The sequence below is a fragment of the Lysinibacillus sp. Y5S-8 genome, assembly GCF_036894365.1.
Taxonomy (GTDB): domain Bacteria; phylum Bacillota; class Bacilli; order Bacillales_A; family Planococcaceae; genus Lysinibacillus; species Lysinibacillus fusiformis_D.
This window is the reverse complement of sequence record NZ_CP145889.1, coordinates 1,258,322-1,282,577: the sequence shown is the minus strand read 5'-3', so window position 1 is coordinate 1,282,577 and position 24,256 is coordinate 1,258,322. Positions and strand designations below refer to the sequence as shown.

21 protein-coding genes and 1 riboswitch are annotated in these 24,256 nt (G+C 37.3%); of the genes, 6 read left to right on the top strand and 15 right to left on the bottom strand.

Annotation, left to right across the window (positions count from 1 at the left end; genetic code table 11):
- Positions 1 to 10: 10 nt before the first annotated feature.
- Positions 11 to 1,675, bottom strand: coding sequence for an ATPase, T2SS/T4P/T4SS family (locus tag V6670_RS05955; RefSeq protein ID WP_058843961.1), 1,665 nt, complete (start codon positions 1,673 to 1,675; stop codon positions 11 to 13).
- Between the two features lie 23 nt (positions 1,676 to 1,698).
- Positions 1,699 to 3,030 carry a G5 domain-containing protein gene (locus tag V6670_RS05950; RefSeq protein WP_338653112.1) on the bottom strand — a complete coding sequence of 444 codons (1,332 nt, stop codon included), beginning with the start codon at positions 3,028 to 3,030 and terminating at the stop codon, positions 1,699 to 1,701.
- Between the two features lie 311 nt (positions 3,031 to 3,341).
- Here V6670_RS05950 and V6670_RS05945 point away from each other — a divergent pair, with 311 nt between their 5' ends.
- From V6670_RS05945 to V6670_RS05935, 3 genes are read left to right on the top strand one after another with little or no spacing between them, the layout of a single operon-like run.
- On the top strand, positions 3,342 to 3,788 hold the full coding sequence (locus V6670_RS05945; RefSeq protein WP_141903532.1) for a prepilin-type N-terminal cleavage/methylation domain-containing protein: 447 nt from the start codon (positions 3,342 to 3,344) through the stop codon (positions 3,786 to 3,788).
- Entirely contained in the window at positions 3,736 to 4,251 is a 516-nt protein-coding gene (locus tag V6670_RS05940; protein ID WP_338653109.1) for a type II secretion system protein, read from the top strand. The genes V6670_RS05945 and V6670_RS05940 overlap by 53 nt, the downstream gene beginning before the upstream one ends.
- Positions 4,220 to 5,761 carry a hypothetical protein gene (locus V6670_RS05935; RefSeq protein WP_338653107.1) on the top strand — a complete coding sequence of 514 codons (1,542 nt, stop codon included), beginning with the start codon at positions 4,220 to 4,222 and terminating at the stop codon, positions 5,759 to 5,761. The genes V6670_RS05940 and V6670_RS05935 overlap by 32 nt, the downstream gene beginning before the upstream one ends.
- 38 nt (positions 5,762 to 5,799) lie before the next feature.
- Here V6670_RS05935 and V6670_RS05930 read toward each other — a convergent pair whose 3' ends face one another.
- The gene (locus V6670_RS05930; protein ID WP_338653106.1) at positions 5,800 to 7,881 is read right to left on the bottom strand and encodes a DUF2339 domain-containing protein; all 2,082 of its coding nucleotides are present in this window, start codon (positions 7,879 to 7,881) and stop codon (positions 5,800 to 5,802) included.
- An 81-nt stretch (positions 7,882 to 7,962) separates the two neighbouring features.
- Positions 7,963 to 8,214 carry a phage holin gene (locus tag V6670_RS05925; protein ID WP_016991985.1) on the bottom strand — a complete coding sequence of 84 codons (252 nt, stop codon included), beginning with the start codon at positions 8,212 to 8,214 and terminating at the stop codon, positions 7,963 to 7,965.
- 237 nt (positions 8,215 to 8,451) lie between these two features.
- On the opposite strand from V6670_RS05925, the gene V6670_RS05920 reads away from it, so the two are divergent.
- Entirely contained in the window at positions 8,452 to 9,441 is a 990-nt protein-coding gene (locus V6670_RS05920; RefSeq protein WP_338653103.1) for an acyltransferase family protein, read from the top strand.
- A gap of 264 nt (positions 9,442 to 9,705) precedes the next feature.
- Here V6670_RS05920 and V6670_RS05915 read toward each other — a convergent pair whose 3' ends face one another.
- The 6 genes from V6670_RS05915 to V6670_RS05890 all read right to left on the bottom strand — a co-directional run bounded on the left by V6670_RS05915 (position 9,706) and on the right by V6670_RS05890 (position 16,835).
- Entirely contained in the window at positions 9,706 to 11,061 is a 1,356-nt protein-coding gene (locus V6670_RS05915; protein ID WP_058843948.1) for a YjiH family protein, read from the bottom strand.
- A gap of 942 nt (positions 11,062 to 12,003) precedes the next feature.
- Positions 12,004 to 12,774 carry an IucA/IucC family C-terminal-domain containing protein gene (locus V6670_RS05910; RefSeq protein ID WP_338653102.1) on the bottom strand — a complete coding sequence of 257 codons (771 nt, stop codon included), beginning with the start codon at positions 12,772 to 12,774 and terminating at the stop codon, positions 12,004 to 12,006.
- Positions 12,752 to 13,597 (bottom strand): ABC transporter ATP-binding protein, encoded by an 846-nt coding sequence (locus V6670_RS05905; RefSeq protein WP_058843946.1) that lies wholly within the window; start codon positions 13,595 to 13,597, stop codon positions 12,752 to 12,754. Before V6670_RS05905 ends, V6670_RS05910 begins: the two co-directional genes overlap by 23 nt.
- A gap of 48 nt (positions 13,598 to 13,645) precedes the next feature.
- On the bottom strand, positions 13,646 to 14,686 hold the full coding sequence (locus V6670_RS05900; protein WP_141903525.1) for an iron ABC transporter permease: 1,041 nt from the start codon (positions 14,684 to 14,686) through the stop codon (positions 13,646 to 13,648).
- The gene (locus V6670_RS05895; protein ID WP_036128167.1) at positions 14,679 to 15,695 is read right to left on the bottom strand and encodes an iron ABC transporter permease; all 1,017 of its coding nucleotides are present in this window, start codon (positions 15,693 to 15,695) and stop codon (positions 14,679 to 14,681) included. The genes V6670_RS05900 and V6670_RS05895 overlap by 8 nt, the downstream gene beginning before the upstream one ends.
- A 132-nt stretch (positions 15,696 to 15,827) precedes the next feature.
- The gene (locus V6670_RS05890) at positions 15,828 to 16,835 is read right to left on the bottom strand and encodes an iron-siderophore ABC transporter substrate-binding protein (protein WP_141903524.1); all 1,008 of its coding nucleotides are present in this window, start codon (positions 16,833 to 16,835) and stop codon (positions 15,828 to 15,830) included.
- Positions 16,836 to 17,303: 468 nt separating this feature from the next.
- Here V6670_RS05890 and V6670_RS05885 point away from each other — a divergent pair, with 468 nt between their 5' ends.
- Positions 17,304 to 17,612: a CotD family spore coat protein gene (locus V6670_RS05885; RefSeq protein ID WP_141903523.1), complete on the top strand. Its 309-nt coding sequence runs from the start codon at positions 17,304 to 17,306 to the stop codon at positions 17,610 to 17,612.
- Positions 17,613 to 17,721: 109 nt separating this feature from the next.
- Here the strand turns inward: V6670_RS05885 and glnA are convergent, their stop codons facing one another.
- The 3 genes from glnA to V6670_RS05870 form a co-directional block, all read right to left on the bottom strand.
- Positions 17,722 to 19,056 (bottom strand): type I glutamate--ammonia ligase, encoded by a 1,335-nt coding sequence (gene glnA / locus V6670_RS05880; protein WP_036128172.1) that lies wholly within the window; start codon positions 19,054 to 19,056, stop codon positions 17,722 to 17,724.
- 55 nt (positions 19,057 to 19,111) lie between these two features.
- Positions 19,112 to 19,486 (bottom strand): MerR family transcriptional regulator, encoded by a 375-nt coding sequence (locus V6670_RS05875; protein WP_036128174.1) that lies wholly within the window; start codon positions 19,484 to 19,486, stop codon positions 19,112 to 19,114.
- A 154-nt stretch (positions 19,487 to 19,640) separates the two neighbouring features.
- Positions 19,641 to 20,894, bottom strand: coding sequence for a methionine gamma-lyase family protein (locus V6670_RS05870; protein ID WP_141903590.1), 1,254 nt, complete (start codon positions 20,892 to 20,894; stop codon positions 19,641 to 19,643).
- A 349-nt stretch (positions 20,895 to 21,243) separates the two neighbouring features.
- On the opposite strand from V6670_RS05870, the gene V6670_RS05865 reads away from it, so the two are divergent.
- Entirely contained in the window at positions 21,244 to 21,849 is a 606-nt protein-coding gene (locus V6670_RS05865; RefSeq protein WP_036128179.1) for a trimeric intracellular cation channel family protein, read from the top strand.
- A 75-nt stretch (positions 21,850 to 21,924) separates the two neighbouring features.
- Here the strand turns inward: V6670_RS05865 and cobT are convergent, their stop codons facing one another.
- A complete protein-coding gene (gene cobT, locus V6670_RS05860; protein ID WP_338653098.1) occupies positions 21,925 to 22,980 on the bottom strand; it encodes a nicotinate-nucleotide--dimethylbenzimidazole phosphoribosyltransferase in 1,056 nt (351 codons plus the stop codon).
- 93 nt (positions 22,981 to 23,073) lie between these two features.
- Positions 23,074 to 23,250, bottom strand: a riboswitch (cobalamin riboswitch).
- 72 nt (positions 23,251 to 23,322) lie between these two features.
- Positions 23,323 to 24,177 carry a DMT family transporter gene (locus V6670_RS05855; RefSeq protein ID WP_338653096.1) on the bottom strand — a complete coding sequence of 285 codons (855 nt, stop codon included), beginning with the start codon at positions 24,175 to 24,177 and terminating at the stop codon, positions 23,323 to 23,325.
- Positions 24,178 to 24,256 lie beyond the last annotated feature (79 nt).

Sequence of the window (24,256 nt, the reverse complement as noted above, 5' to 3'; positions counted from 1 at the left end):
TTTATCACCCCTAATCTACACTTGCAACACGTAAAATTTCTGATGTTGTTGTTTGACCTGCTACCACCTTTAATAGTCCATCTACTAATAGGGTGTGATAGCCTTTGTCATTCATATAATCACGAAGAACCAAATCACCTTCTCGATTTAAAATCATGTCCTTCACTTTTCGATCCACTGGAAGGATTTCATGAATCGCCATACGTCCTCGATAGCCTGTATGATTACATGCAGGACAACCACGTCCCCTTTTACCTTGGGTAACACCTTCCAGCCCATTTTCCTCTAGTATTTCTAATTCACGTGAGGTGAATACATATGGTTCAGCACAATCACGACAAACTTTACGTACAAGTCGTTGAGCCATAATGCCTACAAGTGAGGAAGAGAGTAGAAATGGTTCAATGCCCATATCATGTAAACGTGAGATGGATTCTACTGCACTATTAGTATGCAGCGTACTTAACACTAAATGTCCTGTAAGTGAAGCACGTATAGCAATTTGCGCTGTTTCAAGATCACGAATTTCCCCTACCATCACAATGTCAGGGTCCTGTCGTAAAATCGAACGTAACCCTACCGCAAACGTTAAGCCAACCTCTTCTTTTACTTGGATCTGATTGATGCCATCTAATTGGTATTCCACAGGATCCTCAACCGTAATAATGTTGACGCCTTCCTCATTTAAATGCGAAAGAGCTGCATATAACGTAGAGGATTTACCAGAACCCGTAGGTCCAGTAATAAGCATCATGCCGTTGGGACGGCTTATCATTTTCCTGAATAGTACTTCATTCGTAGCACTAAAGCCTAATTTCTCAATATCATTGGACGAATTGGTTAAATCTAAAATACGCATAACAACTTTTTCTCCAAAGACAGTCGGTAATGTGGCTAATCGTATATCAACTGGTCTAAAATTGACATTCGTTTTTATACGCCCATCTTGTGGAATACGATTTTCTGTAATATTTAAATTGCCCATTATTTTAATACGAGCCAATACTACGTTTTGCATATGCTTGGGCAATGACCTCTCTGTACGAAGCACTCCATCTACTCTGTAGCGCACACGTAGCTCTGTTTCTTGTGGATCAAAATGAATATCACTAGCTCTTTGTGCTACACCATTGGCAATAATTTGATTTACTAAACGAACAATGGGTGAATCTTCATTCTCAATCTCGTCTTGTGTTTCAGTACTAGTTGCCGCTAAATCTAACATTGCAGCATCCATCGACTCCTGCAAATCATAATATTTGGTAATTGTACGATATAGATCATCTTTTGCAGCAATGCTTGTTTCGATCTGACAGCCTGTCGTCATACGGACTTCTTCGATAGCAAAATAATCCATCGGGTCTTCCATCGCAATAAACAATTTATTTTTCTCTTTGCGGATAGGCATAATATTTGTCCGCTTTGCCAACTCAGCAGGAATTAATTGCAATAATTCAGGGCTGATTGAAAATTGATTTAAGCTAATATGAGGGATACCAAGCTGAAATTCTAAAACTTCAATGAGCTGTTGCTCCGTTAAGACGTTTTCTTTAATGAGAAAATCACCTAGTTTCTCATTTTTCAACTTAGTAGTTAGTGCATACTCTAGCTGTTCTGCTGTAATAACGCCTGATTCAACAAGTAAATCCCCTAAACGTTTACGACCTGGCTTCATCGCCATAAAAATACCTCCAATCATTATGGACTTGTTTGTACAAAATTACCGCCCTTATCATAATAACCATAGACAATTTCCGGTCCATCTTCTTGCTCAGATTCTTCAGGTGTTGAAGGTTTTATATCAGGTAAGCCGTTGCCATCTAAATCCATCTCTAAATCAGGATCTGCTATACTTTGTCCTGCGTTTTTTGCTGGTGGAGTGACTGTAATAGGCTCCTGCGATGAACGTGTCACAATCCGATTTTGAGGCGCATAGTAATCTCTGCTAATGAACTGTTCTTCCATTGCACCGTTCTCTACAATGGAACGATAAACTTCAACTCTCACCCCTTCTTTCCCCTCTTGTTCCACACGCTCTTGACCAGCCTTTAAATCTTCTGAATAACGGTAAATAGTTCGTGGCTTAACGATTTTATCTTTACTGATACGAACCGTTATATCCTTGTCTTTTACTGCTGTAAATATTTCTATTTTTAATTGATTGCCCTCAATTATAGCTTGCATTTTGCCAAGCTGATTAGAACGATTAATAAATTGTAAGTCTTTCGCTAATGCAGCATTGACATCCGCTTCAATCCCCAGTTGTAAATAGTTAGGCTTTGTTTGTTGAGAATGTCTTTCTAGAACTTCATACTCCGTCTGAAGAATTACACTATAGAGGATGGAAGCTACAAAATCTAAACCGGTATCATTCGCAGCTCCTGCCTGTTCCCCTAAAAGTGAAAGCAAGGAGAATGACTGGTTCGGTACAAGTGTGACGTCATTTAATAAAGGAATTAGTTTTGCAATCCCTTGACTATCTGTCGGTACATCCGCAATTTGAAAGGCAATCCTTTCTTGCATTTGCGAAGCATCAGCATTGATTACTGCTTCAACCTCATGTTCTTTCAAATAACTTGCTTGTACTATTATTTTTTGAAGCGTTTTATCAGTATCCAAAATGCCCATTTCGTCTAGTTCCTGAATAACAGTGTCGCTGGCAGTTACAGGAATGGGGATATGTACAATTTTTTCATTTTTCCAAAAGGCATACCATGGTTTTTTTGTCAGCAGTTCAAACTGTGATATGGCTGTAGTAGTATCAAAAATTAATTGTTTCGGGTCAATGGTCTTAGAGATATTAGTACTTTTAACATTTATTTCTGTTTGCTGCCAGTCTTTAATTGCTTTTTCCACAGTTGGTAATAAATTTGCACTATTAACACCCCCGACTTTTATACCTCCAATTGTTGAACTTTTTGTCTCATCACTAGCAAAAACTTTCCCATTTATTATAAAATTAGGTAGACAGACTACAGCTAGTATAAATATTCCAATCAATACTACAGTAATGGTTATAATTTTTTTCATCTGTCAATCCCCCTTAAACATCGCAATTTGTTGGTTTGCAACTTTATGCTCATCCAGATACTAGAATACTATATTTTCCACTACATTACACTACTAAAAACCTAATTTATTTTAAATAACCCCTTCAAAATATATAAAAATTTCACGATTTAGACTAGTTTATCTCTTATATAATGTTATATTATCGTTATGAATACTTTATTACTAGTCGATTAGAATCATGCTTTTTGCACTACTCTTTTCATAATACATAATTCACTAAATAACCATTTGGTTCTTTTGACACAAAAAACTTATAAGGGGCGATATTATTGCAAAAAAATTTTAAAAATGAAGGTGGCTTTTCATTAATTGAAGTCGTTGCTTCTTTAATTCTAATTACAATAATATTGCTTTCATTTTTCGGATTATTTATTCAATCTAACAAAACTTCCAAAACTTCTAGCACAATCGTAGATTCTACTTATCTTGCTCAAAATGAAATGGAAAATATATTTAGAGAAATCAAAGGCAGAACAGAAGAACAACTAGCTGGACAATTACTCTATACAAATACAGAAAATCCTCAATATATTAGTTGTAGTAAAAATAGTAAATTTTCTACTATTTGGAGCTATGAAAAACAGATGGAAGATAGACGGTTTATTCTAACCATTAAGCGCCATTGTCAATATGAATATCTAGATACTATTGTTATCGAAGTTTATGAGAACGATGTACTCAAAAGCAAGATGGAAAATATTTATAGTAGGAAGTGAATACATGAGGTTCATAAAAAATAACAGAGGTTTTACACTCGTGGAAGTACTTGCTGTTATCTTAATTTTAAGCATTGTTTCAACAATTCTTTTTAGTATACTTTCGTCTAGCAAAGAAACTAATAAAAAACAACTTGAAAATAATGAACAGCTATCAGAGTTGTCTTATGTTTTAAAGCTCATTACGAAAGATATGAGAAAAACCATTACGTATGATCCTAATAATTCAACATTTAAAAACAGAGATGGTTCTATTCAATACACATATATCTTTGATGCTGAAAATAATACGATTACTCGTAACAACGAGGTTATTGCAACTAATATACATTCATTTTCCTTAACAAGTATTGGCGACTCTATTTCCATAAACATTGAAAGTATTAACGAACACACAATCTCTACACAACTATCTTTTAGGAGTGGTGACGGTGCAAAAGATGAAAAAAAATCTACTAAATGATGAAGGCTTTTCATTTTTATTAGTTTTTTTAACCATTGTATTAGTGACGATTTTAGGTCTAGGTTTACTTGCTGTATCTTCAAATTCCTTAAAACTCTCTAAACATGAGCGAGAAGATCAATCCATTTATTACATTGCTGAGGCAGGCGTAAATTATGAAAAAGCAATTTTATTAGAAAAAGCGAATGAAGCTTATCAAAGTGCAAAAGCAGAATACGATCGTTTACCAATTCAACAGAAAAAGTATGAAAAATTTGTAGAATTATATGAAGAGAATATTAAAAGCATAATAGAACCACTATTAAATAACGAAAACACTATAAATAATTTTGAAGAACAACTAGGAATGCAACCTATTGCCAGGATTACCCTAAAACAGGATTTAGATACGAATCTTCGATATTGGATAACTTCTATCGGTACATATGGAGAATCGCCTTCACAAAAAAGAGAACTACAGCAAAGTGTGGACTTTGTTCTTGATGCGGAAACAACTAATAATAATGGTGGGGATGATGAGGAAAATTTAAATACTGCTACTCCTGACTTTGCAGTACAAACTAAAGGCAATATTAAGCTAACAGGTGGGGCATCCATAAAGGGAGATGTAGCTACTGACATCGGTATAATTTCATTGGATGGTGGTTCATCTATTTCTGGTACTGTAGGTGCTTCAAGTGATCATTTCCAATATCCGTCTTGGATGGGGGATTTATCAAGCAAACTTACTCAAAGTAGGAAATATCCTGGTTCAAGTATCCTGCCTTTATTTCCATTAGAGAAAATGCAACAATTATCACAATTACCTGTTCCTCCAAATCAAGAAGTCATCAAAGATCCACACAACAAAACCTTCATTATTAATAATGGACATTTTTTAGCTGATAATTGGATGACTAATAACTATACTTTACAATTAAATGGTGATACACATTTCAAACAGTTCAAAGTGGATCAAAATAATACGTTGACTATAAATGTAGGAGATACAGATAAAAATTTATATATTGAAGATTTTAATATACTACAGGGGCATATTAAAATTGTAGGAACAGGAAAGCTCAATGTATATATTAATAATACTTTTAATCTAAAAGGATCTTTAAACAGGAACGGTAATGCTAATCAAATAAATTTATATTATAATGGAGCATCAGCTATCACAATTGCAGGAGAAACACAAAGCGCTGCCTCTCTTTATTCTAAGCAAGCCAATTTAACATTCACAGGGGGGATAGGATTAACGGGGAATATATATGCAGGAGCAACTAAGGTTACTTTTAATGGTGGTTCAAACTCAAATGGTCAACATATTATTGCACCAAATGCTTCTGTCATTTTAGAAGGCGGCGCTCACATTAAAGGAGCTATTATTTCTGATAATTTACTAGCTAATGGAGGTACTTCCGTTACATTTACAGAAGGCACAATCCAACCACCTTCTTCAGGACATACAGAAATTGGCGATCCTATCACTTTAATAAAAGAAAATGAATTAGTAGAACAATAGAAAAAGAGATTCCAAAATGCATTGGAATCTCTTCTTCTTTATTTCTTCAACAACCTACCCGATAGCAGCATGCCAATACCACCAATCGTTATAAATAGAATAGCTCTAATTAATAAATCAAGGGCAGATAAGTCAAAGAAAATTAGCTTAATAAACGCCATGACTAACAGAATAAAACCTGTTGAGCGCAGTGTTTTTAATTGATGTGTGGAGCTTATCCATAGGGAAACGCTTGCCGTCAAAAATAATGTAATGGTTGTCAATGCGATGCTTAGCTTCCAATCAAGGACGTTGTTAAACGTAAATTGATGGATCAGCCCCCATATTGAAATCATCGTGAGCACGATACCAGTGCTTACAATAGCATCTACATATTTCCCCAGACGCACTTCATACAATCGATAAATAAACCCTTTTACTAGAATATCTACGATGATGGCGACAATGACTGCCATATATACGAATCTAGTTATAATATTTAAGCTTTCCATCATGGTCGGCTTGGTGCTGATCATCAAGAAGAATAATAGGAAAAATGAGCCGAGAACTGGTGTTAAAGCACGACCTTTATAGGTTTCCTCTACAAATAGAGAGCCAGTAAATAAGGCAGCTAATACGATACACATCATATATGGAATGCCATTTGTTGCTGCAAAATAAACGGTATCTAGTTTGCCAATATAGGCTAAGAAATAGCCAGTTGTGGCCACTGCTAAAATATCAATCACATACAGATCCTTCATGACCTTTTCAAATGCCGTAAGTGTCTCTTTTGGACGTCTTGCATATAAGTAAATAATAACGAAATAAATAATTGGCATGAACAAGCTTAAATGATCTATGCTGAAAAATGGTTTTGGTTCATGAAAGATGAAATTTAAAAGGAATGTGATGATAAGGACAAATGAAGAAACGACCTTCATCATACTTGCCCGTAGTCGCAAGCTCATCATCACGCCAGCAAAAGCGATCATCGGATAAAGTAAATCATCCACTTTATTTGGTATATTCATTAAAAGTATCGTATTACATAGGGTGATAAATGCTAGTGTAACAGCGCTATCCAATACTTCCTGCCATTTTTGGCGATAGCTATATAACGCCACCGCTCCAAATAAAGCCATTAGGACAAGGAGCAGCATTTCTCCATGCGTAAGTGAACGAATAATAAGATTCATCAGCAATAAACTAAATGAGCCTAAGGAAAATTGAAGCCCTATATGAAGAGGCTTCCATTTGGATTGTGCGTTATACATTAAACACCAAATTACGTAAAATAATGCTAGAATCACCAATAAACCAAATGCGAAGATAACTTGCTTATCAATATTCATAAACGCTACTACACTCACCGCTAGCACCGAGAAGAATGTAGCGATATAGAGAGCTAGCTTTTGCTTGTGCTGATAAATGACCCATTGCAATGAAGCAAATAATATCACGACAAAAAGCAAGATAATGACCGCATTAAAATCCATATATTCTAATAAATAAGGTAGCAATAACGATGTAAAGGCTACAAAAACGGTAAGTGCTTCATTTTTCTTCCAATAACTAATGGCAATACCATAGCCAATATAAAGAAGTGTAATGCCTAGTGCTGGGGTAAGACCAATGATTTCATATAAAATGGCACTTGCGGCAGTTGTTAAAATACCGACAATAAATGCCCCGCCATATAAGGAAATCGTTATAGCAGATGAGCCGACTTTTCTACGTTCTAGTACATAGGCTATAACCGCCAAGCCTACCGATAATGCATAGGCAAGGATGATTTTCACGCCATTCGATAAATAACCATAATCACTAACAAGTTTTAGGCCCCAAAGTACGCCCATTACTAAAATAACCATGAATACTTTTGGCAGTGCCCACATAACACGCTCCTCCATCGATGGCTGCGGTTGCACTTCTTTTTCCGTTACTTTAGTCGGGATAGGCTTCGACTCCAGTGCTGGTTTTGGTTTTATTGGTTCTGATTGCTTGATCATCGACTGTCTGGCATCAAGAGTATTTATTTTTTCGGTACTTTGTGTACCTTTTAACGAAGACAACTCCTGACGTAAATCTGCCATTTCCTCTTCGAGCTTAGCAATTCGTCGCTCCAATTCAAGAGACATTCAATCATCCTCCCCACTTTATCAATTTTCTAACAGTATAACATATTTATCCTTATTGTAAAATTACACTTTTTGTTTAATTTATCTCGGTCTCCGATACATTAAGGCACGCTCACTATCACTGGTGCCTCGTGTCGTTGGATCCACAATAACACCCATTAATACAAGAATGGATAAAACTGTATTTAAAATAGATGACATTTGCTCACTCATTACCCCTGTAAAATCATAGCCAAAAATCGCTGCAACTTGTTGTGCGAGTAAGAGTAACAATGAAAATAGCCCTAGTAGAAATGGAATATGTTGAAGACGAACCTTCCAATTAATTCTCATAAAAGCTCACCTCCCCCCCTCTTGCCACAGTATATGCATAGTGGTTATGTGACACATATGCAAAAATGGAACTCTCGCCATGTTACTAGGATTTTTTAATAATATTTTGCGGCATAAACTATTTTCAGCCATAGCAAGTAAGGCAGGTTTTATCACGCTAGACATGTTCATATATATAGTTAGGTTGCATTCGGTAACGAAATGCCTAACAATTTACTGAAAATGAGGGTGATGAAGATGGTGTATGAGTGGAACGTCTTAAGGGTAGTAGCTTGCCTGAGTATTGTGTTATTACATGCAACGACCAATATTGAAAGTATAAATGGCTATATGGATCAACCCTACTATCAGTTTTTTCGATTATTATTATGTTTCGCTACACCCACTTTTATCTTATTATCCATTTTAATTTTAGCTAAACGCTACCAACATCAGCTACCTCCCCATTTTATAGGACGTCGTTTTCAGTTTATTGTTATTCCGTTTATAGCTGCTGGCATGTTATATGCAGCCAACGCAGCTCTTCATTATGATGAAAGCTTTTGGGAGGCATTATATCGCCATATTATTTTAGGAGATTTTTCGGGATGGTTTGTCATGACTATTTTTCAACTCTATATTCTCTTCTATATTGTCAAGAAATATCAGGTATCCAGCCTCTGGTTTACGCCCATTATGTTCTTACTTGGCATTTTCTATATGACACTAGCAAATGCCAATATAGATTATTTCATACAAAATGAACATTTTATGCGCCTGCTCTTTGTGGGCTGGCTCCCATATTTTGCACTAGCCTATATTATCGGCAGTCATTATGAAAAAATCGCGCACTACCTCGTCCAATATAAATATTTCACAATTATAGCTGTCATACTCGCAATGGCTATTTTATATACAAATTATTATTTAGGTGCCCAACAGATTACATCAAGAAGAATTGATATTATGCTATTCGTGTTGGCGATGGCGTTTTGCATACTGGCGTTTGCACAGGTTTTGCCTAAGCTCCCTTTTATCCCTATTTTAAGTCACTATTCCTTTGGGATCTTTTTAATTCACTGGCTAATTCAAGAATATTTAGCTCCCTATAGCGCATTACTACCCACTAATGCTCTTCAAGTCATTTCTCTTTTTCTATCCAGTTTACTTGTCTGTATGCTGCTCATCAAAATCATTTCATTTATACCTTTTAGTGCTTATCTGATTGGAAAGTCTCATCAAAAATAGCCCTCTCATAATTGAGAAGGCTTTTTGGAAACCTTATTTTGTATAGGACAAGGATGTTTCTGTTGTTTATTTGATTCTTTTTATGAATGGTTGTCCCCTTATTCTTTGATTGAAGTGCATCCATTCCTTGTGTTTTAAATTACTTTTTCCAAATTTGTATCTCATTATATCTATTTATGTATACGTTCTTATAGAGCCCTGTAAAAAAGGCAATTATAATTATCTCATGAAAAATGCCAAGTCGATCTAGACTTGGCTTTTTCATTAAAAGAGTATGTGACCAACCAATGCAGCAATTGGTAGGGAAATAAGTGTACGTAATATAAATAAAACGACTAAATCGAAAAATTTCAACGGAATTTTTGTTCCTAAAATAAGTCCACCAACTTCAGACATATAAATTAGCTGTGATACAGAAACAACAGCAATGACAAATCTAGTAACATCTGATTCGATCCCTGCACCTAAAATAGAAGGCAGAAACATATCGGCAAAGCCTACGACCATTGTTTGAGCCGCTTCTGCCGCTTCAGGTAAGCCTAGTACAGTTAGGATCGGCTCAAATGGTTTTCCTAAAATCACAAAGATACTGGTAAATTCAGCAAGCATTAAGGCAATTGTACCAAAAGCCATAACAATAGGAGCAACGCCAACCCATAAATCAATAACATTTCTAGAACCATCTTTTAAAAATTGGCGCGGATCACGATTTGCATGAGCAATAGCAAGTGCATTTTCTAAGCCATGCGACACAGAATTATAGCCCTCTGGCAATTCCTCACGCGAATAGTCTACTGGAGTACCATCGATATACGTATCTTCCTTTTGTGCAAGAGGATAAATTCGAGGCATAATAATCGCTAGTACAACACCGCAAAGTACTACTGTTAAATAATAAGGAATAAAATAGCGTGCCAAGTGGACGGTATCCAATACTACGATACAGAAGGTGATGGAGACAACAGAGAAGCTAGTAGCAATAATCGCTGCTTCTTTTTTGGTATAGTTCCCCATCTCGTATTGCTTACTCGTCATTAACACTCCAATCGTTCCATCACCGACCCATGACGTAAGAGCATCAATCGAAGAACGCCCTGGGCTTTTAAAAAGAGGTCTCATGATTCTCACCATCATTGTACCGAAAAACTCAAGCAAACCGAAGTTTGTTAAAAATGGTAAAAGGAAACCTGCGAATAAAAAAATGGTAAATAAAAACGTCACAAGTCCACCGTTTGGATCCATCAGTAGCCCACCTGTATTTTCATTGTTGATGGCAGAAGGTCCAAATTGAAAGACAACCATCGAAGCAAAGGCTAAACCTAAAAAGCGAGTAATCGTCCAAAACCAATTGACATAAAACAATGTATCTAAAATACTAGGTTCTTTCATATTTTTTCGAGGAATCCATTTAGCGATAAGTGCGCCAAACGCGGAAATTGCAAACATAATAATCGTAAAATAACTAATGACAGGAGCCACTACACCTGCTAAAATATTTGCTAAAATGGCAATCGGTACTTTCCAGCCCTCATCCGTTAATACAGGAGTCATAAATAGAAAAATACCAATTAAAGAAGGAATGATGAAATAAATATATGTACTAACAGAATACTTTTTCATTTTTGACTTAAACCTCATTTCTTAGTATTGCTTAAACTTGTAACTATGTATGATGCATTCCCCTATTTTATCCTTCACTATACTTCGTTTGCTGTAATATTCTATAAGTTAAACATGTAGTGTTCATTCAATACCTCCCTCCTCTTTCTGTTATAGTACTATTACAAAAACAATGAAGTTTTGAGCTTTAAATAGAAAAACAATGACTCTATTCATGTTTTTATAACATAATCGTGTTATAAAACTATTGTAAACGCAACAACACATATGGTTCAACTCTACAATTTTCTGAATTTTTATACATCGTTAGTATAGTTTTTTTCTTTAAAACTAGTATATCAATATTATATTATGATAAACAGAAATTTTAATAGGAAGGAAACGAGGCTGGGAAGAAAATCGATTATTTCGAAAATAGCGAAAATAGATAATAACTTTTCCGCCTCTTTGCATAGTGTTAAAAAACAAAACCATCCATAGCATTTTTGTGACAGGTGAAAACGGATTTCCGTTGCAGGCTACTTGCTTTCCACTCCAATCCATAAAAATGTTACCTTTTTAGCAAAGGTCTTCAAATAAAGTGAAGGGTATTCACTACTCTTTATGGAGAGGTGTTGTCACTCATCACTTCTCTACAATGAAAATAAGAACCTCTATTCTTTAATTATACAAATAACGGGCTATTTTGAGGGAAAAGACACTTTTGCACATGGTTGATTGGAGGGGAGCCAGCGTCACAGGTAAGACCCTAGAGCGAAACGCAGTGAGTGAAGCGGTTCATCGGACGCCACCTGGAAAGGACGCTGGCAGAACGGAAATCAACCCCTCGCCTTGCTAAAGGTTCTTTTTCTGCTATTGACATCACCTTTTTTCAACAACATGAAAGTGAATAAACCACACGACTGTTTATTCACTTTGGGGAATTGTCAATGCTTCATGAGGTTAGCCAAGTCTTTTGATTTTGGGACAAGAGATACAAAAGTCATTCGCTTCATCAGAGGTGTGATAATAGAAACAACATGTTTTTCTCAAGCGTATTGGTTGCTCTGATTCCTTGATTGTCACTTTGGGACCACAATAATTTGTCAAAGGATTTTTCCTTTCGCCAAAAAGAGAACCTGGCGCTTGATTGACAATATAGTGATAGTCTTCTTGTATACGAGCCTTTTCTTGTTCACTGGCCCCTTCGCTTATTTTTGTTTCATATAGCCAATTGACATAAATAGCTGTATTTTCCCATAAGATTGCTTTTGGGATTTTACTTATTTTTGTTAATGACTGCCACACTTTCGCTAGATTACCTGCAAAGATTCCTTGGAGAACCTCATCACGCCATGCTTCACGATCTTGTGTTGGCACTGACACTGAGCTATCGATTAAGCGAATGTTTGGAAGCCATGGTTTCGCATGATATTCTGCTTCCACCCAGATATTCTCGATACCAACATATAGCCCCTTATCATATCTTGACATAGCATAGAATGCTGAAGCCATCGTTAAGACGCTATAGCGCTTTGCAAATAACGATGCTGTAACTAATGTAGAAGTGGAATGAAAGAAAGGTGCGATTTTTTGTAAATAGGCTAAGGCTTGTTTAGTGTCTAATAAATTTTGGGCTAGTAGAGAGTAAGCAGCATCTACCGCTGGCTCAATTGTCAATCGATAATCACGTAATAGTACTGCTTTTTCTTCAGCTGACAGTTGTAAGCTCAACTGACCCTACCTCCTCTAATTTCTCCACCTGAACTGTTCGTCCCTTGCCATGTGGAACACATAAAGGCGTACCAAATAGAGGGTCTCTCATTATCGTACAGTCCATACGAAAGACAGCTTGTACCAGCTCAGGTGTCACCACTTCCTCTGGCTTACCTTGCGCATACACCTGTTTATTTCGCACAGCTACAATGTGATGGGCATAGCGACAGGCTAAGTTTAAATCGTGTAAGACCATCACGACTGTACGTCCTTCATTTTCATTTAAATCAAATAGTAAATCTAAAATTTCTACTTGATGGGCCATATCTAAATAAGTTGTAGGTTCATCTAGTAATATAAGATCTGTTTTTTGAGCCAATGTCATGGCTATCCATACACGTTGACGCTGACCACCTGATAATGCATCTACTGGTCGATCTGCAAATTCTGTCATCTGTGTTACCTCAAGAGCATTGTTCACAATTTTTTCATCTTCAGTAGACCATTGCTTTAACCAACTCTGATGTGGATAACGACCTTGTTTTACCAATTGTTGAACGGTTAGCCCTTCTGGCGCAACAGGTCCCTGTGGGAGGATGGCTAACCGTTTAGCCACCTCTTTCGTTGAAATGGTATCTAGGGAATCATCTTCTAAGAAAATTTCACCCGACTTTGGTTTTTGTAATCGTGCAAACGTTCGTAGTAGCGTTGATTTTCCACAACCATTGGCACCTACTAGTACTGTAATTTTCCCTTTTGGTATTTGAAGATTCAAATCCTCCAAAATAAGATTTTCACCATAGCTTACATGTAAATCTTGTGCTTCTAAAACATTTTTCAAAATCTCGTCACCTTCTTCTCACGCTTTTAACTGTTATTTCCTGTAGCTTTATTGATTGCGCGTTCTAAATAGTAAATAAATAAAGAATGGTGCCCCAATTGCAGCCGTAAAGACACCTGTTGGTAAATCCTTTGGTAAAAAAGCAGTTCTTGCTACAATGTCGGCTACGATAACAATAATCCCACCAATTATAGCAGTCACAGGTATCAACCCAGCAAAGGAACGCCCTACAAGCATTCTACTCATATGAGGGGCTACTAATCCAACAAAGGCAATTCCACCAGCAAATGCAACCGCAGAGCCAGCTAGCATCACACTAATGAGTAAAAAAAGTAAACGGTACACTTGAACCTTTACCCCTAGCCCTATCGCAATTTCATCTCCTAATTCCTTCACATTTACTGTTCTTGCCAAAATAAACGTTAGTGGCAATAACAGAGCAACCCATGGTAAAAGCAAATAGACATCCTGCATATTAGCCCCGTACAAACTACCTGTCAGCCATAAATAGGCCTTCGTTGTTGCGGCTACATTACTGATCACAAGCAGCATCGTCACAACGGCCTTTGCTAAGGCTGAAATCCCAATACCAATAAGCACCATACGAATAGGTGTGACGCCTTTTCTCCATGACAGTAGGTAAATGATAAAGGAAACAATGCCAGCACCTAAAATAGCAGCTAACGGTAAAAATTGAATGCTGACTGACCCCATAAAGTACACGATAAAAATAATCGCCCCCATGGATGCACCACTCGTTACACCGATAATATCTGGAGCAGCAAGTGGATTACGGATAATCCCTTGTAAAATTAAACCAGCAACTCCTAGCGCTGCACCAACTAATAATGCCATCAATACACGTGGGAGCCTTAATGTATGTAAGACAAAATCGTACTCTCCATTACCATAGCCCAATAATTCCCTCACCACTGTGATAGGATGGATAAATTCACTACCTGCAGATAAACCAAGGACTGTTATGATGACTAATAATAAGCTTAATAATAGTAAAATCCAACTAGTTCTTTTGGCAATTTGAAAAGATATACGTTCAGATTTCGTTCGAACTGTCCTATAATTAGACATTTTTCGCTAACCCCTTTCGTGCAATATAAATAAAGAAAGGAGCTCCGATAAAGGCAGTCATTACACCAATTGGCATTTCTAATGGCATGATCACATATCTCGCAGCCATATCAGCTAACAGCAGCAATATTGCTCCTAATACTGCACTGTACGGAATAATCCAACGATAATCCGTACCAACAAGCTGAATTGCAATATGAGGGACAATCAAACCAATAAAGCCAATTGAACCTGCTACAGCAACTGAACTACCTGCAAGAATGATAATAATGAGACCGAGTGTGATTTTCGTAATCATAGTTCGTTGTCCTAAGCCTTTTGCAATATCATCACCTGATTGTAAAATATTTATAGAACGACCCATACCTATTGCCACAACTGTGACCACTAAAATAAACGGTAAAACTGGTATAAGCATGTCAATGCTACGACCTGATACAGATCCCGCTAACCAAAAAAGAACACTTTGTAAGCCTTGTTCATCAATCACTAAAAGCCCCTGCGTAAACGAGACAAATAGAGCTGTAATCGCTGCACCAGCTAATACTATTTTAATCGGTGTTAAACCATCTCTTCCTAATGACCCTAGGAAAAATACCATAGCTCCCGCAGCACCTGCACCTAAAAAGGCAATCCACATATAGCTCATTAAAGAATTAATGGAAAAAAGAGTAATGGCACTAACAATAAAAAATATCGCTCCTGCATTAATCCCTAAAATATCAGGAGCTGCTAAAGGATTTCTTGTTAATGCCCGCATTAATGCTCCCGCGATGGCAAGACTTGCGCCAACTACTGTAGCGATCACAGCTCTTGTAAATCTCGATGTCCGAATAATAACATGCTCCTTATTAGCAGCATCAAAATGAAAAATGGCATCATAGATTGACGAGAAGGGTATGGACGTTTGACCAATAGCTATGCTGATTAAAAATGCCAGCAAAAGGATCAAACAACTGATGAATAAGCCTACTTGTTTCATCGAGGTACTGGAAAGAATAATTCTCATTTTACGCCAACTTTCTTGATCCACAATTTATCTTATGAAAGGGATTGTAGGTTTCTAATATGTCAATCCCTATAATGAGAGGGCTGTCATTCAAGTATTCTATAACACTTTAAACAGCCCTAGTCTCTTTTACTATTTTTCTAATTCGAACTTGTCATAAATATCGTCTAGCATTAAATTAGCACTAATAAGTCCACCAGCTAGATTCCAATTAATTTCATCTACTTGATAAACTTGATTTGCCTTCACAGCATCAAGCTCTTTCCATAGTGGATGGTTTGTCCACTCTTCATAATTTTTCTTGACTGCGTCATCATTTTCCATAAACATATAAATAACATCGGCATTCATTTGTGTAATACTTTCTTTATCCGTTAGCTTCACGATTTCCAATGAGTCATCTGTTAAATTTTTAGGACCTTGGAAGCCAAGCTCAGACAATATAGAACCTGCATATCCTGTTACATAAATACGTGCATGGTCTGCTCTGAAGTTAACAACAGAAACATGGAATGGCCATTTATCGCCAAGCTTCTCTTGAATTTTTGTTTGGAAATCAGCTACTCGTGTATCCCAATCTCCTAGTAACTCTTTCACCTTTTCTTCCTGATCCATTGCTTGACCCATCATTTCAGCTGTTCCCTTGAAATCAAAAACCGTTTCATGAGCAACTGTCGGTGCAATTTGTGATAACTGATCATAAATTTCCTCATGACGAACTTTCGATGCAATGATTAAATCTGGTTTAAGTTTTGCAATTTCTTCAAGATTAGGTTGCGTTTCTTGTCCAACAATCGCAACGCCATCTAAATCTTTTTTCAAATAATTATAAAAAGGTGCTTCAGCCCAAGATTCTACTGCCCCCACTGGTTTAATGCCCATCGCTACTGCTACATCTGTAGCCCCTTGGTATAGAGTAACGATTTTTGTAGGTGTTCCTTCAATTGTGGTAGTGCCCATAGCATGTGTAATCTCACGGCTAGAAGATTCTTCTGTGTTACTTTCTTCTGCTTTGTCATTTTCTTGTGAACTACTACCGTTCGATGCTTTATCTCCACATCCCACCAATAAAAGCGAGAATGTTAAGAATAGCGCAAAAAGAATAGAAACTTTTTTATTGCGTAGTGATAATTTCGACATACATTTCCTCCTAAAATATAATCAATAATGATATTCATTATCAATTAAAGAGTATACTGTACGACTGTTTTATTGACAATATCTTTTTTTTCAAAAAACATACTTTTTTAATAATTTTTTATCTTGATTAGCCTACAGCTCCCTCCCATATAGTTTAGAAGGTGTAGGATTTTTGTATTTATTATGAAAATCTCGTCGCAATGATGCTGAGGTGTAATGGATAATTGACTAAAATTCATGGCATTTATTTAAAACAATAGCTCTAAGCAATGTCATTTTGACGTTGGGAGAGGCTTTCAGTAGCTGCTTCTTTCACCCAATATTTATCTAAGCCAGCTATAGATTTTCTACCATTTCAGTGACTTGTTAGATTTACCTATTCAATAATAGGCAAATAAATAGACCCTATCGACGTATATCTCATATCTTAATAATGAACTACAACTTATCAAAACAGGAGGTAATAACATGTTTCAACGAAGACGCCATCCGGCAAAAGGTCCACACTGCTGTCCGCCACAAACAATGCCAACGCAATTTGATCCACCACAATTTTTACCACCAGAGCAATATGTTCGCACAAATTATATCCATACGGTTGTTCCACATGTACAACCAGCACATGTCACAACAGTGAATAAACATATGATTGATCATCAATACTATTTCCCATGCACAGAGTCTGTTGTTAATGAATGCTGCGAAACACATACCCTATGCGGTATGCCGCATAACCCTTGTCATATGCCACACCATCGTAAACATATGGGCCGTTAACAATAACGCTGGGGTGCCATGCTGCCCTATCATGCTCTGGAACTATAGACAAAAAAACGAGTACCTTCCAAGTGAAGAGGCACTCGTTTTTTTATATTTTTATTAATTCTTAGTACATTTTTAAATATTGATCGCGTTCCCATTGATGAACGGTTGTACGGTACATATCGAACTCGATTTCTTTTGCTTCTTTAAAGTTTGCGTAAATATGCTCACCTAAAGCTGCTTGCGCTACTTTATCTTTAGCAAGTAATGTTAAAGCATCATCAAGTGCTGCTGGTAAGTTTTCAATACCATTAGCTTGACGCTCTTCTTCCGACATAACATAGATATTGCGATTAATAGCTGCTGGTGGCGTTAAGTTTTGACGAATACCTTCAAGACCTGCTTCTAAAATAACAGCCATTGCTAAATATGGGTTTGCTGAAGGGTCCACAGAACGTACTTCTACACGAGTTGAAAGTCCACGTGCTGATGGGATACGAATTAGTGGTGAACGATTTTGCGCAGACCATGCTACATAACATGGTGCTTCATAACCAGGTACTAGACGTTTATAAGAGTTTACTGTTGGATTTGTTACAGCTGTGAAACCTTGTACATGTGCAAGAACACCCGCCATGAATTGCATAGCTGTTTCAGAAAGACCTAATTCTGTAGCTTCATCATAGAATGCATTTTCTTTACCTTTAAATAGTGACACGTTAAAGTGCATACCAGAGCCTGCTTCGCCAAATAATGGTTTTGGCATAAATGTAGCGTGCAAGCCATGCTTACGTGCAATTGTTTTAACAACTAATTTGAAAGTTTGAATGTTATCACAAGCTGTAACAGCATCGGCATATTTAAAGTCAATTTCGTGTTGTCCTGGAGCTACTTCATGGTGAGATGCTTCAATTTCAAAGCCCATTTCTTCTAGCTCTAATACGATATCACGGCGGCAGTTTTCACCAAGATCTGTTGGAGCTAAGTCGAAGTAACCACCATGGTCATTTACTTCTAACGTTGGTTCGCCTTTTGCATCTAATTTGAATAAGAAGAATTCTGGCTCAGGCCCTAAATTAAAGCTTGAGAAGCCCATATCTTCCATTTTTTTAAGAATACGTTTTAGGTTGTTACGTGGGTCACCAGCAAATGGTTCGCCTTTCGCAGTGTATACGTCACAAATGAGACGTGCCACTTTCCCTTTTTCAGAAGTCCAAGGGAATACTACGAAAGTATCAAGATCAGGATATAAATACATATCAGATTCTTCGATTCGAACGAAACCTTCAATAGATGAGCCATCAAACATCATTTTGTTTTCTAGTGCTTTGTCTAATTGACTTACAGGAATCTCAACATTTTTGATTGTGCCAAGAATATCTGTAAATTGTAAACGAATAAAGCTTACGTTTTTTTCTTCGATGAGACGTTTAATGTCCTCTTTTGTGTATTTACCCACAGTTTTCCACACTCCTATAATTTGTCTAGCTTTTATGTTTACCCTACCCTATTTATTAATAGAATCGAGATAAATCCCCTCGTCGGATGGATGATTTTTGCATGCGCTGAGCTTGACGCATTTCTTCGCGCATGATTTGGCGTAATTCTGAATCACTTAAATCTTGTTCATCTGTAGCAACAGGATCTTTCTTTTTAGCAAATAATTTTTTAATTTTCGCCATATTCATACCCTGCTCTAAGTAGTCTTTAATTTCAAGCAATGTGTCGACGTCATTTAATGAAAACATTCGACGATTGCCTTCTGTTCGGTGCGGCTCAATTAAATGGTGTTCTTCATAATAACGAATTTGTCGTGCCGAGAGTTCAGTTAATTGCATCACAATACTCATTGATAATAACGGCATAGTTCGTCTAATTTCACGACTCATTTAAGTCCTCCTCCAATACCCGCTTATCATATAACGAAATTTTTTCACTGTCAACCAACCATGTGAGGTTTCCTGACATGCAAGGCATTATTTTTTTCAATCCGATAGAAAATTGTAAAAAACTATTCAAAATTAAGGTTTATTTATTTTCATGTTACTTTTTTTGAATGGCTTGAACAGCACTACAAATAGCAAATTTAACATGTTCATATGTTAGTCCACCCTGGATAAAGGCTGTATATGGTGGACGGATTGGACCATCTGCTGTCAGCTCAATGCTGGAGCCTTGAATAAATGTTCCCGCAGCCATAATGACATCATCTTCATAACCAGGCATATAAGCTGGTTCTGGAGCATAATGGGCGTTTATTGGAGAATTGGCTTGTATTTCACGACAGAAGGCAATCATCTGCTGTGCAGTTTGGAATGAAACGGATTGGATTAAATCCGTACGATTTGCATCATAGCTTGGAGAAGTGCTCATTCCGATTTCCTCCAGCATAGCTGCTGTAAAGATCGCACCTTTTAAGGCTTGTGATACGACATGTGGGGCTAGGAAAAATCCTTGATAAAAATCTCCTAATGTATTTAATGTTGCCCCTGCCTCTGCCCCAATACCTGGAGATGTCATACGATACGCACATTTCTCTACTAGATCTGCACGGCCAGCAATATAGCCACCAATTTTCGCCAATCCTCCACCAGGGTTTTTAATGAGTGAGCCTGCCATTAAATCAGCACCAACCTCTGTAGGTTCCTTCGCCTCTACGAACTCACCATAGCAGTTATCTACAAAAATAACGGCATGTGGAGCTAATTTGCGCACCTTTGCGCACATATCAGCAATTTCTGCAATCGTAAAGGATGGACGTGTCGCATAGCCTTTCGAACGTTGAATGGCAATCATTTTTGTTTGCGCAGTAATGGCTGCTTCTACACCTACCCAATCAATTGCTTTATTTTCCACTAAATCCACATGTCGATAGCCTATTTTATAATCTTTCAGTGAACCGGTATCTTTGTTACCACCATCGACAATGGATTGCAATGTATCATATGGCTGACCAGAAATATAAAGCAGCTCATCACCAGGACGAAGGACACCGAATAGACTAAGCGTGATTGCATGTGTTCCTGAAATAATTTGTGGTCGTACAATGGCAGCCTCCGCCCCAAAAACTTCCGCATAAACACGCTCTAAATTATCGCGTCCCTCATCGTCATAGCCATAGCCATTGGATGGATGTAAATGGTAGTCACTTACTTGATGCTTGCGAAATGCTGCTAGCACCTTCTGTTGATTATAAAACGCCATTTCTTCTACCTTTGCATGATAGGGTCGAACTTGCTCCTCTATTTTTGACGCTAAGGATAGCGTTTGTGCTGATAAATTAGATGTAAACGTCATTCTTTTCTTCTCCATTTCACAATTGTCCCGCATTTCAATCAGTAAGATCTATCGACTCTCTAAATTGACTTCACTCATTCTAGAATTCCCTAAATAACTACTGGTATATCAACGCTTTTGACGAATGTTTTTCTTTATTTCAATAACATCTTATCAATTTGTATGAACCCCTGCAAAACTTGCCTATTGTTTCTAAGCGAATTTTACGCTAAGCTAATGTGCGGACTTACTTCAAGAAGCGTATGTAATGACTGATTTTGGCTATTAAATTCATAGATTCTGTTACGTCAAAAAAAGTCTTTTAACTTTAAAAAAAGAAGTTCATTTATTGATAGAAGGGGTGAAAGGGATGGCTTGGGAGGTTTTTAGTATTATTGGAACAATTGCCTTTGCTATTTCTGGGGCAATCATTGCCATGGAAGAAGAATACGATTTATTCGGTGTATATATACTCGGTATTGTCACTGCTTTTGGTGGAGGAGCTATTCGAAATTTACTCATCGGGCTGCCTGTCACAACCTTATGGGGACAGGATATGATGTTTCAAATTGCACTAGCTGCGATTACGATATTTTTTATCTTCCCACATCATCTGATTCAGCATTGGCATCGTTGGGGCAACTTCACAGATGCCATTGGCTTATCCGCGTTCGCTATTCAAGGTGCACTCTATGCAGTGAAACTAGATATGCCAATTAGCGCAGTCGTTGTAGCTGCTGTTTTAACAGGTTCAGGTGGTGGTATTGTGCGAGATTTATTAGCTAGACGGAAGCCACTAGTTCTCCGTGATGAAGTCTATGGTGTTTGGGCTGCTCTCGCAGGGCTTGTTATCGGATTTGAAGTTTTGACAGGAGACATTTTCCTTTATGTATTATTTGCAGTGATTACAGCATTACGCATTCTTTCCTATATGATGAAGTGGCGTTTGCCTTTGCGTAGGTTGAATCGGGCATAGATACTGTAATTGAATAAAAAAATGAATAAGCGCAAAGAGTTCATTAACTATTTGCGCTTATTTGTTATTCAGTAACTATTTAGCCAAAAGATTCATGGCTTCTTCTAATGTCACCATATTTTTCATCATAGAACAAGCAGCATCTAAAAGAGGAAAGGCTAGAGCAGCACCAGAGCCTTCGCCTAATCGCATGTTCATATGCAGCATTGGCTCTACACCAAGTAATGATGCGGCAATTTTAGCCCCTGGTTCCTCTGAAGCATGGGAAGGTATGATAAAGTCTTTTACTTTCGGTTCAATTTGATAAGCAATAAGCGCAGCAATAGTCGAAATAAAACCATCAATAATAACAGGTTTTCGGTGACTTGCGGCAGCCAGCATGATACCAGCCATAGCCCCAATCTCTAGCCCTCCAACTTTAGCTAGAACATCAATAATATCGTTAGGATTGGGTTGGTTGAGAGTAATTGCTTTTTCAATTACTGCTGCTTTATGAGCAATCCCTCCTTGACCAACTCCTGCACCAAACCCTGTTATTTCAATAGGGTCATAGCCAGTCAAAGCAGCTAATATGGCAGTGCTCGGCGTTGTATTACCAATGCCCATTTCACCTGTTCCAAGTAGGTTGGCTCCTTTTGTGATTTCATCTGTTGCCACATGAATCCCCACTTCAATGGATTGAATAGCCTCTTCTCTTGACATAGCAGGGCCCTGTGCCATGTTATCTGTGCCATGTTTAATTTTATGAATGATGACACCTGCATCAAGCGGAATATCTTCTTTTACCCCAACATCTACTGTTACTACCTTTGCATTGGTAATGCCCGCAATCGCACAAACGCCTGTACCTCCCTTAGGAAAATTTAATGTTTGAAAGACCGTAACATCTTGTGGATTCGTTGTTATGCCTTCCTCACAAACGCCATGATCTGCTGCACAGACAATCATCACTTTTTTGTCGACCATTGGATATAGTTGTCCTGTTATGCCTGAAAGCTGTACGGCAAGTGATTCTAGTTTACCCAAGCTACCTGGGGGCTTACAAAGCGCATCAATTCGCTTTCTAGCTTGCTCCATACTATCCATATCAGCCCCTGGGATATTTTGAATCGTGTCTTGTAATAATTGCATTATTGTTTCTCCTCTCGTTCTACATGAAGACAAAATAAAAAGTCTGTAGTTTATTGTCATGACAAATAAACTACAGACTTTTCCATCATCTATATACTTCTGAAGCAAGTAGGCAGGTCTCCTGGCTCAAGCTCAACATATCATCGTGCCTTCCCAGCGATTCGCTAGTGGCATTTACGATGACACTCCCTTATACAGTGGCGGGTCCGCTAAAGTTTTTCACTTTATTCCCTATTCTCCCTATTGGGCACCTAATGCTTTTATTAAACTATTTATAATCTACGACAGCGTATTTTTTCTGTCAATATTAGAATACTTGCCTTGTACCATTTCTTCGGTTACCTATTCTTTTTCTATTTCGCTTAGCAATGTTGAGCCTAATAATAGGACCGCTCCTATTATTTGTAGAAGCGCCATTTTTTCTCCTATAATCATCGTGGAAATTACTAATGATGTCAGTGGATCAATATAGCTAAGAATGGCTATACTTTGTCCTTTTAACTGTGACATGCCTAAAAAGAACAATAAAAATCCAACCCCTGCATGGACAATGCCTAATGTAATTAATAATAGGACTGACTCAAAACTGATTTTCATGACCTGAAATCCTGTAGTTCCAATTAGATAGAAGCCAAGGAAAAATGCTGCTAAAGAAAGTTGAATCATTGTATTTTCTGGTTCCTTTAAGCCGCATATAAATTTATTTGTCAATGTTAGCGCTGTGTAAAAGCATGCCGCGATAAGACCGTAGACAATGCCTATAAAATGCTCACTGTCCCCAGTGCCTTGACTTTGGACAATCAAATATAGTCCAATAAGGGCCACACAGACATATATTATTTTTCTGCCAACTAGCTTCTCTTTTAAAATAATTGGAGATAAACAGATAACGAGTACTGGTGCAAAATAATAACTCAATGCAGCATTGGCAATCGTTGTTGCTTTATAAGCCTGAAATAAAAAAATCCAGTTCCCACTCAAGGCGATACTAGAAAGTATTAATTTCCATTTATTTTTTATAATCTCTAATTTCGAAAAACTTTCCTTTTTATAAATAAAAATCACTACTAAAAAATGAGCACCTATTAAACTCATCCAAAAAGCGATTTCACTTGAAGATAAAGGAATATACTTGGCAAAAACACCAACTGCTCCAAAAATAATCATGGATAATACAAATGCTAATTTTCCGCTCATTACAAATTCCTACTTTCTACGTATAAAGTATTAACCTATACAGTAGAATCTATTGAAAATGAGCAAACTGTTATTGTAT

What these genes read in the sequence shown, in the direction of transcription:
- V6670_RS05875 (WP_036128174.1), bottom strand. Translation starts at nt 19,486, where the DNA reads ATGAGTCGTGAAATTAGACGAACTATGCCGTTATTATCAATGAGTATT.
- V6670_RS05930 (WP_338653106.1), bottom strand. Translation starts at nt 7,881, where the DNA reads ATGTCTCTTGAATTGGAGCGACGAATTGCTAAGCTCGAAGAGGAAATG.
- V6670_RS05915 (WP_058843948.1), bottom strand. Translation starts at nt 11,061, where the DNA reads ATGAAAAAGTATTCTGTTAGTACATATATTTATTTCATCATTCCTTCT.
- V6670_RS05925 (WP_016991985.1), bottom strand. Translation starts at nt 8,214, where the DNA reads ATGAGAATTAATTGGAAGGTTCGTCTTCAACATATTCCATTTCTACTA.
- V6670_RS05900 (WP_141903525.1), bottom strand. Translation starts at nt 14,686, where the DNA reads ATGTCTAATTATAGGACAGTTCGAACGAAATCTGAACGTATATCTTTT.
- V6670_RS05890 (WP_141903524.1), bottom strand. Translation starts at nt 16,835, where the DNA reads ATGTCGAAATTATCACTACGCAATAAAAAAGTTTCTATTCTTTTTGCG.
- V6670_RS05950 (WP_338653112.1), bottom strand. Translation starts at nt 3,030, where the DNA reads ATGAAAAAAATTATAACCATTACTGTAGTATTGATTGGAATATTTATA.
- V6670_RS05855 (WP_338653096.1), bottom strand. Translation starts at nt 24,177, where the DNA reads ATGAGCGGAAAATTAGCATTTGTATTATCCATGATTATTTTTGGAGCA.
- V6670_RS05955 (WP_058843961.1), bottom strand. Translation starts at nt 1,675, where the DNA reads ATGAAGCCAGGTCGTAAACGTTTAGGGGATTTACTTGTTGAATCAGGC.
- V6670_RS05885 (WP_141903523.1), top strand. Translation starts at nt 17,304, where the DNA reads ATGTTTCAACGAAGACGCCATCCGGCAAAAGGTCCACACTGCTGTCCG.
- cobT (WP_338653098.1), bottom strand. Translation starts at nt 22,980, where the DNA reads ATGCAATTATTACAAGACACGATTCAAAATATCCCAGGGGCTGATATG.
- V6670_RS05895 (WP_036128167.1), bottom strand. Translation starts at nt 15,695, where the DNA reads ATGAGAATTATTCTTTCCAGTACCTCGATGAAACAAGTAGGCTTATTC.
- V6670_RS05940 (WP_338653109.1), top strand. Translation starts at nt 3,736, where the DNA reads ATGAGAACGATGTACTCAAAAGCAAGATGGAAAATATTTATAGTAGGA.
- V6670_RS05920 (WP_338653103.1), top strand. Translation starts at nt 8,452, where the DNA reads ATGGTGTATGAGTGGAACGTCTTAAGGGTAGTAGCTTGCCTGAGTATT.
- V6670_RS05870 (WP_141903590.1), bottom strand. Translation starts at nt 20,894, where the DNA reads ATGACGTTTACATCTAATTTATCAGCACAAACGCTATCCTTAGCGTCA.
- V6670_RS05865 (WP_036128179.1), top strand. Translation starts at nt 21,244, where the DNA reads ATGGCTTGGGAGGTTTTTAGTATTATTGGAACAATTGCCTTTGCTATT.